Origin of the sequence: Chloroflexus sp. (assembly GCF_034435895.1) — a bacterium.
Lineage (GTDB): Bacteria > Chloroflexota > Chloroflexia > Chloroflexales > Chloroflexaceae > Chloroflexus.
Window position 1 is genome coordinate 1 of sequence record NZ_DAOTWH010000285.1, and the last position, 13,487, is coordinate 13,487.

The 13,487-nt window shown below is 60.1% G+C and carries 11 protein-coding genes and 1 pseudogene; 5 read left to right on the forward strand and 7 right to left on the reverse strand.

Features of this window, described 5'->3' with window-relative positions:
* Nucleotides 1–349: 349 nt before the first annotated feature.
* The 3 genes from U9R81_RS16035 to U9R81_RS16045 all read right to left on the reverse strand — a co-directional run bounded on the left by U9R81_RS16035 (nt 350) and on the right by U9R81_RS16045 (nt 3,447).
* On the reverse strand, nt 350–1,102 hold the full coding sequence (locus tag U9R81_RS16035; RefSeq protein WP_322496433.1) for an HpcH/HpaI aldolase family protein: 753 nt from the start codon (nt 1,100–1,102) through the stop codon (nt 350–352).
* 54 nt (nt 1,103–1,156) lie between these two features.
* Nucleotides 1,157–2,218, reverse strand: a complete 1,062-nt coding sequence (locus U9R81_RS16040; RefSeq protein WP_322496434.1) for a glycosyltransferase family 2 protein — start codon at nt 2,216–2,218, stop codon at nt 1,157–1,159.
* Nucleotides 2,219–2,361: 143 nt separating this feature from the next.
* Nucleotides 2,362–3,447, reverse strand: a complete 1,086-nt coding sequence (locus U9R81_RS16045) for an inositol-3-phosphate synthase (protein WP_322496435.1) — start codon at nt 3,445–3,447, stop codon at nt 2,362–2,364.
* A gap of 590 nt (nt 3,448–4,037) precedes the next feature.
* Here U9R81_RS16045 and glnA point away from each other — a divergent pair.
* Nucleotides 4,038–5,459 (forward strand): type I glutamate--ammonia ligase, encoded by a 1,422-nt coding sequence (gene glnA / locus U9R81_RS16050; RefSeq protein WP_322496436.1) that lies wholly within the window; start codon nt 4,038–4,040, stop codon nt 5,457–5,459.
* 53 nt (nt 5,460–5,512) lie between these two features.
* Here glnA and U9R81_RS16055 read toward each other — a convergent pair whose 3' ends face one another.
* Nucleotides 5,513–5,776 carry a hypothetical protein gene (locus U9R81_RS16055; protein WP_322496437.1) on the reverse strand — a complete coding sequence of 88 codons (264 nt, stop codon included), beginning with the start codon at nt 5,774–5,776 and terminating at the stop codon, nt 5,513–5,515.
* 158 nt (nt 5,777–5,934) lie between these two features.
* On the reverse strand, nt 5,935–6,222 hold the full coding sequence (locus U9R81_RS16060) for a hypothetical protein (protein WP_322496438.1): 288 nt from the start codon (nt 6,220–6,222) through the stop codon (nt 5,935–5,937).
* A gap of 174 nt (nt 6,223–6,396) precedes the next feature.
* Here U9R81_RS16060 and U9R81_RS16065 point away from each other — a divergent pair, with 174 nt between their 5' ends.
* Together U9R81_RS16065 and U9R81_RS16070 are read left to right on the forward strand one after the other, a co-directional pair.
* A complete protein-coding gene (locus tag U9R81_RS16065; RefSeq protein WP_322496439.1) occupies nt 6,397–7,344 on the forward strand; it encodes an ABC transporter ATP-binding protein in 948 nt (315 codons plus the stop codon).
* 5 nt (nt 7,345–7,349) lie between these two features.
* A complete protein-coding gene (locus U9R81_RS16070; protein WP_322496440.1) occupies nt 7,350–9,614 on the forward strand; it encodes an ABC transporter permease subunit in 2,265 nt (754 codons plus the stop codon).
* Here U9R81_RS16070 and U9R81_RS16075 read toward each other — a convergent pair.
* Nucleotides 9,598–10,083: a nitroreductase/quinone reductase family protein gene (locus tag U9R81_RS16075; protein ID WP_322496441.1), complete on the reverse strand. Its 486-nt coding sequence runs from the start codon at nt 10,081–10,083 to the stop codon at nt 9,598–9,600. The two genes, U9R81_RS16070 and U9R81_RS16075, sit on opposite strands and share 17 nt — an antisense overlap.
* 298 nt (nt 10,084–10,381) lie before the next feature.
* On the opposite strand from U9R81_RS16075, the gene U9R81_RS16080 reads away from it, so the two are divergent.
* The gene (locus U9R81_RS16080; protein ID WP_322496442.1) at nt 10,382–11,641 is read left to right on the forward strand and encodes an MFS transporter; all 1,260 of its coding nucleotides are present in this window, start codon (nt 10,382–10,384) and stop codon (nt 11,639–11,641) included.
* A gap of 156 nt (nt 11,642–11,797) precedes the next feature.
* Complete coding sequence (locus tag U9R81_RS16085; protein WP_322496443.1) at nt 11,798–12,886, forward strand: STAS domain-containing protein; 1,089 nt, start codon at nt 11,798–11,800, stop codon at nt 12,884–12,886.
* 367 nt (nt 12,887–13,253) lie between these two features.
* Here the strand turns inward: U9R81_RS16085 and U9R81_RS16090 are convergent.
* Nucleotides 13,254–13,487, reverse strand: a pseudogene (locus tag U9R81_RS16090) (glycosyl transferase family 1); the annotation flags it as partial.

A 13,487-nucleotide genomic window follows, 5' to 3' on the forward strand; every position in this document is an offset into this window, starting at 1 on the left:
GAGCCGCTGGCCGAGGTGCGCCGGTTGGCGATCGAGGCAATCGCGGCGGCCCGCACCGGCCCGGAAGGGCAGGCCGGCCTGCGCGCCTTCCTCGAACGGCACTCGCCGCCGTGGTCGATGGGGTAGGCAAAGGCGCAAAGGTGCAGAGAGAGATAAACGCAAAGGCGCAGGGAACGCAGAGGTGGCTAAGGTTTTTTGGTGTTTACCCCAAACCGTACTTATGACCCATCCTTAACAATCCACTTTGCGTCCTTTGCGTTCTTCGCGTCTCTGCGTTAAGCCCTTTGCGCCCTTGGCGTTCTTTGCGCCTTGCTGTATTTCGCTGGCAGGCCAGTACCGTGATTCGTCTCTATTGCGCCACTGCCCGCAACGCGGCGACTGCACCTTTCATGAGCAAGTCGCCATCATTCACGATCGTGATGAAGTTAAAGCCGAGCGCAGCTAGATCGGCGGCAACATCGGGGTTGGCGTAGATGCCGGTCGCCAGCCCGTGTTGCCGGCACACGGCGACAACGCGGCTCAGCGCTTCGCGGAAGGGTGGCGCAGTAAAATCGACCGGCACCGGCAGACCAAGGCTAAGGCTGAGATCAGCCGGCCCGACGTAGAGGCCATCGATGCCGGGTACGTCAGCAATCGCCTCAAGCTGTTCCAGCGCTTTTGCTGTCTCGATCATCGGCATCAGCACCGGCAGCCGCGCCACCGCAGCCGGTTCGACGACGCCATGCGCTACGCTCACCCGCACCGGGCCATAGCTGCGGATGCCTTCCGGCGGGAAGCGGCAGGCCGCTACCAGTGCTCTCACATCGTCGGGGCCATTGATCAGCGGCGCGATAATACCCCCTGCGCCGCGGTCGAGCGCGCGCATAATCGCCGCCGGCTCATTCCATGCCAACCGGACAAAGATTGGGCAGCGGCGCTGATCGATCGTGTGCAAGATTTGCAAGGCGGTGGGATCGTCAATGATACCATGTTGCAGATCGATAGTGAGCGAGGGGAATCCGGCGGAGGCTAGCAATTCGGCGCTCCACGGGCAGGGGATAACGAGCCACGCATTGTAGACGACGGCGCCGGCGGCCCATTGCTGGCGAAGATTATCAATCATAGCGCATGTCTCCGTATGATGGCGGGATGCGCATATAGTACCATACGTCTGGCCTTAAACGGTTGTGCGGTTTGAGTCTTCGACCGGTTCGCCGGCTGGTTCGCTAATGCCCAGCGCCCGCTCGATCCGGTCGAGGCGGGCGCTGATCGTGCGCCGCCACGCCTCTTGCTCGACCAGATTGACGCGCGTGCGGTAGAGAATCTCTTCTTGCAGCCGGCGCACACCGCCGACGCGATCGGCCAGCAATCCGATCAGAAAGATGATCAGCGCCATCAGGATTAATACGCTGCCTACCAGCAACGACTGGTCATTGGTGGCTGATAAGATACCCAAACGGCGCCCAATGAACACAAACGCTGCCCACGCCAGCAGAATGACGCCGGGGGTGGCAAAGAAGAGGGCAATGTAGCTAAAGACCTTGAGCGGTTCGTAGGTGGTGTAGGTACGGGCGATGATCGCTGCCTGCCGCTTGATGAAATTCCAATTGCCGCGGTGCAGGCGCGAGGGGCGCTTGACCGGGTTGGTGGTAATCGGCACCGCGACGATGGTGAGCCGCCGCTTGCCGGCTTGGATCAGATTTTCCACGGTGTAGGAAAAATCTGATGTGACGAAGGTGCGCAAGGCGGCTTCGCGCGAGAGGGCGCGAAAGCCAGAGACCGTATCGGGGACGTTGGTTTCCGAGGCCCAACGCACCACTGCACTGCCGACGTGTTGCAGCGCCTTTTTTAGCGGCGAAAAGTGCTCGATCTGATGCACCTGCCGGTCGCCGATCACAATATCAGCTTTGCCGGCCAAAATGGGATCAATCAGACGCGGAATCTCGCTGCCGGGGTATTGGTTGTCAGCGTCGGTATTGACGATAATGTCAGCGCCGAGGCGCAGCGCCGTGTCAACGCCGGTCTGGTAAGCGGTAGCCAACCCCTTGTTGGCGGTATGGCGCACGACATGATCGGCGCCGGCGGCAAGCGCCACCGCCACCGTGTCATCGGTGCAGCCATCGTCGATAATCAACACCTCAACCTGATCGACGCCGGGGATGTGGCGGGGCACAGTGCGAATGACCTCGGCGATCGTATCGCGTTCGTTGAGAGCCGGAATCTGCACAATCAGTTTCATGCCCGTCCTGTTTGGATAGGGTTCACGCAAAGGCGCACAGGTGAAACGCAAAGATGCGAAGACGCGCTGGATACGACAGAGCCGCTACACACTCGCTTGAATCACCCCCAAAATTTCTTTGCGTCTCTGCGCCTTTGCGTTCCTTACTTCGCGCCAGCCTCGCCGCTGATGAAGCGCTCGGTCAGTTCGCGCGCCTCATAGTCGGTAAACTGGCGCGGCGGCGTCTTCATAAAGTAGCTGCTCGGCCCGTAGAGCGCGCCGCTGATGCCGCGGTCGAGCGCCAGCTTGGCGCAGCGGATCGCGTCGATCACCACGCCGGCCGAATTAGGCGAATCCCACACTTCCAGCTTCAGTTCGAGGTTCAGCGGCACATCGCCGAAAGTGGTGCCTTCCATGCGAATATAGCACCACTTGCGATCACCCAGCCACGGCACATAGTCGCTTGGCCCGACGTGAACATGCTCTGCCGGCAGCTCGTAACCCAACTGCGACGTGACGGCGTTGGTCTTGCTAATCTTCTTACTCTCGAGCCGCTCGCGTTCGAGCATATTGAGGAAGTCGGTATTGCCGCCAAAATTCAACTGATAGGTGCGGTCAAGGCGCACGCCGCGCTCTTTGAAGAGAGTGGTCAGCACGCGATGGGTAATGGTTGCGCCGACTTGGCTCTTGATATCGTCGCCGATGATCGGCAACCCCTTCTCTTCAAACCGCCGCCGCCAGTACTCTTGGCTAGCGATGAAGACCGGAATGCAGTTGATAAAGGCGCAGCCAGCATCGAGCACTTGCTCGACGTACCACTTCGTCGCCATCTCGCTGCCGACGGGCAAGAAATTGACAACCACATCGGTCTTGGTTTCGCGCAGAATGCGGACAATGTCATCGGTATCGCGCTTAGCTTTGCGGATGACCGTGCTGAGATACTTGCCGATGCCGTCGTGGGTCATTCCGCGCGAGACGGGCACCCCCAGCTTGGGCACGTCGGCAAAGCGATAGGTATTATTTGGTTCGGCGAAAATCGCCTCGGCCAGATCGCGATCGACCTTGGTATCGGCAATGTCGAACGCCGCCGAAAACTCAATGTCGCCGATGTGGTAGCCGCCGAGATTGACGTGCATCAAGCCGGGGATGTCATCGCCATCGCGGGCATTGCGGTAGTAATGAACCCCTTGCACCAATGAAGAGGCGCAATTGCCAACGCCAATAATCGCAACGCGGATCTTCTTGCTCACAGCGCTTTTGTCCTTTCACCACTGTATCTTGAGGCAACAGCCGCAGCGTGGCGGCGTGGATCGGCTTGCCATTGTACCCCTGTCGCGCCGCTTTGTAAAATGGGGAGACGTATGTTCATCATTCGGATGTGGAGGCCGCCGCGATGCGACGGGACTGTCGCCCAAAACAAGCTCCTTAGCTGGTGAATGGATAACGATAGTAAGAGCTAACCATTAGACAAACTATCCAATCCGATGAGCGCAAGGATTGTACCCTCTCACCGTAGCGCGCGTGGCGGCAACTGATTAGACTACTGATAGGTGCAGATGTTGCACGCTGCCTGTGTAGGCGCAACGGCCAACACCGACGTGGCCCGGTTTGACAATGATCGTTTCGATGCTGCGATGGCGCGTTGCATTGGAGTGAATGCCTCGCCGGGTTTGCCGCCTGCCTCGCGCGCTGCGCTCTGTCTGCCCCCCATGTGACGGAAGCCGACAGGAAGAATACGACGCCGCCGGTCGCCAATGTGCCGCGGCGTCGTTTCCTGTTTCAGGACCAAGTTCGTTCTGGCGGACCGCGTTCGTTCTTGTACTGTAAGGAGTAGGTTCTCATGGCAATGGATGCGAAGGGCGTTATCGAGCTGATCAAAACCAAAGGAATTCAAATTGTTGACACGCGCTTTACCGACCTCTTCGGCGGGTGGCAGCACTACTCGTTGCCGGCCTCGCGGTTGACCGAAGATATGATCCGGGAAGGGTTAGGCTTCGATGGCTCGTCGATCAAGGGCTTTCAGGCGATCAACGAAAGCGATATGTTGATGGTGCCGGATCCCTCAACCGCTTTCATTGATCCGACCCTAAGCGTGCCGACGCTGGTGCTGATCTGTGACATTATCGACCCGATCACGCGCCAGTCCTACAGTCGTGACCCACGCACAGTGGCGAAGAAGGCCGAGGCGTATTTGAAGTCAACCGGCATTGCCGACACCGCCTACTTTGGGCCGGAAGCGGAATTCTTCCTCTTCAGCGACGTGCGTTTCGGTCAGAGCGCCAATCAGGGTTTCTATTACATTGACAGCCCCGAAGCGGTGTGGAATACAGGGGCGGAAGTGCCGGGGGGCAACAAGGGCTACCGCATCCGCCACAAAGAGGGCTACTTCCCGGTGCCGCCGACCGATACCTTGCAGGACATCCGCTCGGAGATGATCCTGAAGATGATGGAGATCGGGATCGAAATCGAGCTGCACCACCACGAGGTGGCGACCGCCGGCCAGTGCGAGATCGATATGCGCTTTGACTCGCTGGTCAACATGGCCGACAAGGTGCAGAAGTACAAGTACATTGTGCGCAACGTCGCTCGCGCCCACGGCTACAGCGCGACGTTTATGCCCAAGCCGATCTTTGGCGACAACGGTTCGGGCATGCACACCCACCAGAGCTTGTGGAAGGATGGCGAACCGCTCTTCTTTGACGAGACGCAGTACGCGCTGCTGTCAAAGACGGCGCAATACTACATTGGCGGCATTCTGAAGCACGCGCCAGCCTTGCTGGCGATCTGCGCGCCGACCACCAACAGCTACCGGCGACTGGTGCCCGGCTTCGAGGCCCCGATCAACCTCGTCTACTCGATGCGCAACCGCTCGGCGGCCATCCGCATCCCGACCTACAGCTCATCGCCGAAGGCCCGCCGGATCGAATTCCGCGCGCCAGATGCGATGTGCAACCCCTATCTGGCCTTTGCGGCCATGATGATGGCCGGCCTCGACGGCATCCAGAACAAGATCGAACCGCCGCCGCCGCTGGATGTGGACATCTACGAGCTGTCGCCGGAAGAGAAGGCCGGCATTCGCGGCACCCCCGGCTCGCTCAATGAGGCGCTCGATGCGCTCGAGCAGGATCACGAATTCTTGTTGAAGGGCGGTGTGTTTACCACCGACCTGCTCGAAGCCTACATCGACACCAAGCGCAAAGAGGCGGTCGGGTTGGCGTTGCGCCCGCACCCGTATGAGTTCATGATGTATTACGATGCGTGATGTAGGGGCAGAGCAGCGCTCTGCCCCCTAGGGGGCAGAGCAGCGCTCTGCCTTTACCGTGCCCGCTTGCGTCCGCGCGCGCCGATCAGCAGCAGCGCGGCCAACAGCACCGTCGAGACCCCAATATAGAGTGCGGCAGCATCGATCGTGATGGCGCCGCTGCGCACAAATGCCCCAAAACCGGGGATCATCCACACCAGCCAGCTACAGACGATAACGGCCCGCTGTTCAATCGCTGACAGCCGCGGCGTTCCCAGCGCCAGCACTGCCGTTGCCGCCCACCCGATTAAGCCAATCAAGATACCTTGCACTTCCATCGCTTCCTCCGCGCTGCTGCATTGCAACCACCGGCCAGCTCTCCGCTGAGACTGGCGGCAGCCATCACGTGCGATGGCTTCCTGTTCGCATCATAGCAGAGGAATTGGATGATTTCAACAACTGAAACGCTGCATGATTTGTGCAAATCGTCTAAATTTCACAACCGAACGTAACGCATGGCGAGCGCAATCACGGTAATGACCAGCACGAGCGGCAGCGAGAACCGGCGCAACGCGAACAGAATTGGATCGGAGCGGATGAAGTCTTCGGCATCGGGGAAGAATTGCGCTAAATGGAGCAAACCAAGCACGATGATGATCAGTGTTAACACGAGACTGCCGGTCAGCAGCCATGCAAAACAGAGGAGCGCCGTGATGCCGACAATGCTCCAATACGTGAGCTGGTTGCCCATATCTGGGCCATTACTGCGCTGTGGTTCGTCCATGCGATGCTCCAAGTTGGTTGATAGTGGGATTTGTATGCAGTATACCTAAGTTACGCCATCTACGGTAGGGATGGCTAGCCGAATATGCCTGCCGGTTGGTAATGAACCCTGTATATAATACCCACGAGCGTAACCCGCGCCGGAGATCTACCCACAGTACCAAACAGGCATCGCATGATTGAAGCCATCCATCTGAACAAGCAATTTGGTGATTTTGTCGCTGTGCGCGATCTCAATCTGGTGGTTGAGCCGGGTGAGTTAGTCGCGCTGTTGGGGCCAAACGGCGCCGGTAAAACGACCACCGTGCGCATGTTGGCAGCGATTTTGCCGCCGAGCAGCGGGCAAGCGCGTATCTGCGGCTATGATGTGGTGCGCGATGCGCAACGGGTGCGCGGGATGGTTGGGTTGTTGACCGAATACCCCGGTCTGTACGGACGCATGGCAGCGCTAGAGTATTTGGCTTTCTTTGGTGCGCTGCTTGGTCTTGACGCAACCCAGTGTCGCCAGCGCAGCGAAATGCTCTTGCGCCAATTTGGCCTCTGGGAGGTGCGCGACCGCAACTTAGAGAGTTTTTCTAAGGGCATGCGGCAAAAGATGGCGCTCATTCGTGCGATGATCCACGATCCGCCAGTGCTGTTTCTCGATGAGCCGACGACGGCGATGGATCCGCAGAGCGCGCGCACCGTGCGCGATGCGATCGGCGAGCTGCGCAGCGCCAAACGCAGTATCTTGCTGACAACGCACAATCTCAGTGAAGCGGAGGAGTTAGCCGACCGGATCGCCATCATCCGTGGCGGCCAGATAATTGCCGCCGGCCCTTTCGCCGAACTCAGCCGCCAGTTGCTCGGCGATCCGGCTTTTGAACTGACCTTGGCCCGGCCAGCCGATCAAGACCGAGCATTGGCGATTGTGCGCAATCTAGTGGCAGCAGAAGTGGTTGGCAATGACCGGCTCGTTTGGCAGACGGCTGAGCCGCATTTGCTAAATCCAGCGATTCTGAACCGGCTGATTGAGGCTGGGATTGGGGTGTATAGCCTTTCCGAACAACCGCGCCGGCTCGAAGACCTCTATCTGCGGATTGTGGCTGAGGATGAGGCGGCGCCGGCCCTACGCACCCGGTGATGGTGATGAAGCGCTTTTCTCGTTCACAGACTGCTACCTTCGATGCTCGCGCGCACGTGTCGCCAGCGTGGTGGGTCATTACCCGCCGCGAGTTGCGCGATAACTTGACCGATTGGCGCCAGATCATCCCGCTCGCGCTACTCTCAATGGCGCTGCCAGCACTGGTGGCAGCGGCAGCATTGACGCTCATTCGCTTTACCGAACAAGTTGATCTGGCAATTCAGATCATCCCGTTTGCCATTCTGTTGGTGGGCTTTTTGCCGGCTGGCTTTTCGCTCGTTCTCGCGCTTGAGTCGTTTGCCGGCGAACGCGAACGCAATACGCTGGAAACGCTGCTCGCGCTGCCGCTCAGCGACCGCGAATTGTACCTCGCGAAATTGGCGGCGGCGTTGTCGCTGCCGCTGATTGGCGCATTGCTCAGCCAATTGGTGTTTGGCGCGATCTTGCACATCTTTGCGCCTGATGTGGCGTCGATCGCGTTTCAACCGCTGCGGCTGTTGTTGTTGCTGGCGTTGGTCGTTACGATGGCGTTGGTGATGGTGAGCGGCGCAGTGATTATCTCGTCGCATGTTACTACGGTGCGCGCGGCGAGTTTGCTCTCGAGCCTGATTTTGGTGCCGCTGGCTTTGGTCGTGCAATTGATTGCATTTCTGATCGTGAACGATCGGTGGGATCTGGTTGTTGCTATATGGGTGGGGTTGAGCGCGTTAGTGGTGTTGCTGGTGCAAATCGGGATGCGCTCGTTTAGCCGGGAAGAACTGCTGGCCCGCGAACAGATCCGGCGTCCGTGGTTTGGCCAACGCGCGCGCCCGCGCCGGCAAATCGCGTGGTTTAGCGGCGGCCCGATCTGGATCATCGCCCGGCGCGAGTTGATCGAGATCACCCGCGATTGGCGCTCGGTGGGATTGCTGAGTTTTCTGACCATCCTGATGCCTACCGGCCTGACCGCAGCGATCTATGCTATCTATCCTCAGATCGACGATCCGCTGGCGTTAGCGCCATTGGTGCCGTTTGGCGGCGTGTTGGCCGGCTTTGTGCCGATTAGCTTTGCGCTGGTGGCGGCTCTTGAGTCGTTTGTGGGTGAGCGCGAACGGAATACTTTCGAGTCACTCTGTGCGTTGCCGGCCACCGATCACCAGCTCTTTTGGGGGAAGCTGGTCGGTGCGCTGCTGATCCCGCTCGTGACTGCGCTGGTGACGCAATATCTCTTCTACAGTCTCGTGGCGATCAGCTTTCCCGCGTTGTACGCAGCGGGAATGTCGTCGGCCTTGTTGGGCCAGATGGGGTTGCTCACCATCACGGTGGCGGTAGCGTTAGTGTCTGGCGCGGTCAGCCTTTCGATTCACGCGGGGAGTGTGCGGGAAGCGTCGCTGCTGGCATCGGGGATTTTGCTGCCAACGACCGCCATCTTGCAGGTACAGGCGCCTTACTTTATTGCCCAACGCTTTGATGTGATTTGGTTGGCGATGCTGGCCATCCTCGTGGTAGCGATGGCGTTTCTGCGCAGCGGGTTGCAAACCTTCCGGCGGGCGGCGATCTTCTCGCGCAGCCGTGAAGAGATGAGTTTGCGCCGGGTTTGGGCAGTGTTTCGCCGCTTTTTCAATGAGTACCATCCGGCGGGGACGCCGCTCTACGCTTATGCCGGCTTGCCTTTCTCGCCACGGCGCTTTTACCGCACTGAGTTGCCGGCGTTGTTGCACGAGCTGCGCTTGCCGCTGGCGGTAAGCCTGCTGGCGGTGGTGGCCGGTAGCGTGTTTGGCTTTGCACAGGCGCGCACACTCGTGTTTCCGCCGGTTGAACAGATGCTGGATCAGATCGCCGTCAGCGTAGCGCCGTCGTTGTGGTTGGCGCTGCTCATTTTTCTCAATAATCTGCGGGTATCGATCCTGTCAAATCTATTCGCACCTTTTAGCCTTGGTGTGTTTCCCTTCCTCGTGCCGGCGACGGTCTTTGCCCAGATCGGCTATGTTTGCGGGCGGCTGCTCGAACGCGGTGGGGTTGGGCTTGATAGCCCATTGACTTTTCTGATGGCGTATCTGTTACCGCATGGCATCATCGAGCTACCCACGTTTTTGTTCAGCGCCGCGTTAGGCTTGCGCATGGGCGCGGCATTGCTCACCGCGCCGGGAGAGTTTACAGTGGGCGAGAACCTGCTCTGGGCGGCGGCGCAGGCGGCGAAGGCGTGGCTGTTGGTCATTGCGCCATTGGTGTTGGTGGCGGCGCTGGTTGAGGGGCTGGTGACGCCCTTAGTTATTAGGTGGGCATACTGATATCAAGCACCACGATCGGCACCGTCCGCCTGGCCCGGCGGGCATAGGCGGCAAAGCCGGGATAGTAGCGCACGGCCCGTTCCCACAGTTCGAGATATTCAATACCGGTGGCTTCGCGCGCCCAACAGGTGAAGGTATGGCCGTAGATGTTGACCTGCGCCTGCGGATTGGCGCGCAGGTTGTAGTACCAGCCGGGATGGCGATCGCGGCCAAAGTTCGAGGCCACCAGCACGACCCGGTTGCCGTCGGGCAAGAACAGTAGCGGGGTGCGCCGTTGCACGCCGCTGCGCGCGCCGGTGGTGATTAGCACTAGCGTAGGATACACAAGCGACACGACCCCCATCCGCCCGCCAGTAACCCGTAGAACGAGCTGGTCAAGCGGTTGCACGCAGGTGCGCACGAACCATGCGCCGGGGCGAGTGGCGGACAGGCGAGCGATGATCAGTTGGAAACGGCGAAAGAGGCGCATAGTGACCCGCTGGGAAAACAGAGATGGTGGATGTTAGGCCGGCGGTTCGTGCGAACCGTCTCTGGGATGGGCCAAGAATTGACAGTTGAACACGCTACACCATGATGCCATTAGTTAGAGCTTGTTGTGGCTTATGACAACTATGATTCACTAATACAACAATCGCTACACGAGCATACTGTTTTGCGCCTGTCGTTCTCAGATCGATCTGGCGCCGTAATTGCTTGACAAGACAAAAATCTGTTATGATACAAAGCAGCATTGATTCTCGCTGCAACGCTCGCACGGAGCACTGTTCATGTCTGCGATCGCTTTCGACCACGCCGCCGCCACGCGTCGGATAATCGGCGCTTTATTTGTTACGCAGAGTTTAGCATCTGCCGCGGTGATTGCCAACATCGCGGTTAATGCGATTGCCGGCGCGCAACTGAGCGGCAATGACGCGCTAGCCGGCTTGCCGGCGACGCTGATGCTGGCTGGCGCGGCGCTGTCGGCCTATCCTGCCGGCAGGGCGATGCAGCGGTTTGGTCGCCGGCCCGGCCTCATCGCCGGGATGCTGTTGGGTTTGGCAGGGATGGTGGTCGATGGGATCGCCGTGCTGAGCCACTCGTTTTGGCTGTTCTTAGGCGGGCTGTTTCTGGTTGGCATGGCGCGCGGGATTATTGATCAGAGCCGTTACGCGGCGGCTGATGCGGTATTGCCCGACCGGCGAGCGGGTGCGATCAGTACGATCGTTTTTGCCAGCACGATTGGCGCGGTGGGTGGGCCGTTGCTGGTCGGGCCATTGGGCCAATTCGCGGCGGCGAGTGGCTTGCCCGAACTCACCGGGCCGATGTTTGGCGGCGCAGTCCTGTTTGCATTGGCGGCGTTGATGTTATTGCTCTTTTTGCGCCCCGATCCGCGCGTGTTGGCGTTGCGGGTGACAGCGCATGCGGCCACATCCGCGCAGACGCCAGCCGCACCAGCGCGCTCGCTGCGCGCCATCGTGCGCTTGCCGCTGGTGCGGGCGGGTTTGGTAAGCATGGTGTTGGGGCAAGTTGTGATGGTGTTGGTGATGAGCGTCACCTCGCTGCACATGAGCCACCATGCCCATGGCCTTGACAGCATTTCGCTCGTGATTGGCGCGCACACCTTCGGCATGTTTGGGTTATCGATGTTCACCGGACGGATCGCCGACCGGCTGGGCCGTCCGCTTACCATCATCCTCGGCGCGCTGCTGTTGATTGCGGGGGCGTTGATTTCACCGGCTTCGCTGCTCACGCCGTGGCTGGCCTTGGGGTTGTTTTTGGTCGGGTTGGGGTGGAATTTCTGCTATATTGCCGGGTCGTCATTGTTAGCCGACGCCATTACCCCTGCCGAACGCGGATCAGTACAGGGCGCGAGCGATCTGCTCGTCAATTTGGGTTCGGCGTTTGGCAGCCTGAGCAGCGGGTTTATTTTGGCCGGATTCGGTTATCTGATCCTCTGTCTGATTGGCGCGACGCTCAGTTTAGCGCCGCTGAGCGCGGCTATGTGGTGGGGACAGCCGGCGCGCCAGACGGCGGCTGCGGCTGATTAACTCGGCTGAACTCGGCTAGGCAAAACCTCTTCTCGAAGCGTGGAGAAGGGGTTTTGTGTGTGAAGATTCCGGTCGTTGGCGCCTTCTTGAGACCTCGTCGCCGTGCTACAATGCCAGTACGCGGCCATTATTCGCTTCCAACCGGTGAGGTTTCGTATGAAACGATCTCTGCGCGATCGGTGGCTGACCGTACCGCACCCTGATCCAGAGTTACAGCGCCGGGGCCAAAATATTCTCATTATTGGGTTCAGTATCATTGCCCTCGTGCTCTGTTCGCTGCCCTTGGCAGCCATCCAGCCAGAGCCATTGCCGCTGTTGCTGACGAGCGTGATCGGTTTATGCCTCGTCATCGGCATGTTGATCCTTGCCCGGCGGGGCTCGGTCAATGGGGCGACCATTGGGATGGTCGCGTTGCTGGCGACGAGTTTTGCGGTCATTCCGTTCACCACCGGCCAGATTGGCTTGATGCCGGTGTATGCAGTCGTGGCGGTTGTGGTGGCGGCGGTGATCGGACAAGAGCGCCACATTGTCTTTGCCATCGCGGTCAGCGTGGCCGGTATGATCGGGCAATGGTGGGTGCTGGCCGGCCAGCGCCAGTTCTCGCCTTCACCCGCTGAGGTGGTTGCGGTCGGGGTATTGTTGACGGTGATCTGTGGCTTCATTGCCAGCATTGGCACCCGCAGCGTGCAGCGGGCGATTGATCTGGCCACCGCAGCGCAGAATAGGGCTGAGCAGTTGGCGCAACAGTTGGCCCCAGTCAATCAGGCGCTGGAGGATCGGGTGGCCGAGCGCACCGCCGCCTTGCAAGCAGCGTTAGCGGAAAGCGAGCAACGGCAGGCGGCGCTGGCTGCGGCGTTGGCCGAAAATGAGCGGCAACGGCGCGAGATTCGCGCCTTGAGCGTGCCGATTTTAGCGGTGCGGGATGATATGCTGGTAATGCTGTTGATCGGTGCGCTCGATGGTGAACGCTTGGCGCTGGCTCAGCAGCGAGCGTTGCAGGCGATCGAGCAGAGCCGGGCGCAATCGCTGTTGGTTGATGTGACTGGGGTGCCCTTTCTTGATCAGGCAGCGGCTGATGGATTGATCGCACTGGCGCGGAGCGTTCGTTTGCTTGGAGCGCGGCTTACGTTGATCGGGGTTAGCCCTGAAGTAGCGCAGACGATTGTGGGATTAGGCATTGCTTTGGGCGACATTCGAGTTGCGCGTGACCTGCGCGACGCGGTGCGGCGTGGTGCTAGTGGTTGAACGATCACCAGTCTGTCATTGCGAGAGGTGCGGCGGCGCCCGGCCCGGTTGTCATTGCGAGGGGGCGGCAGCGCCCGAAGCAATCTCCTCCTCTAGCGAAGGGAGTGCGTGCAGGCATCATTCCCGTACTCGCGGGGGATTGCTTCGCCGCCTGCGGCGGCTCGCAATGACAACAGGTCACGTTGCGAGGGGGCGGCGGCGCCCGGCCCGGTTGTCATTGCGAGGGGGCGACCGCGCCCGAAGCAATCTCCCGCTGTAGCGAAATACATAGCTGAGCGCATGGCTCTCGCGCGCGGCGCGCCATGATTGTCATCCGCGGGCCAGCGGCCCGCGCTCCCAAGGCCAAAGCAAAAACGTCCTGCTCAGGTTATCGCCGTACCACCGTTTGATACATCTCGTGATGGGCGGCGGCGATGGCCTGCCAGTCAAACCGGCGGGCCACGGTACGGGCGGCCTTGCTGAGGCGCATACGGGTGGTGGGGTTTTCTAGCAAGGCGCTGATCGCGGTTGCAAAGGCGTCGGGTTGGGCCGAAGCGAACTGCACGGCGCCGGTGAGGGCGGCAGCGGTGGCCGGCGAGGCGGGCGGGGTGGTGACGATCGC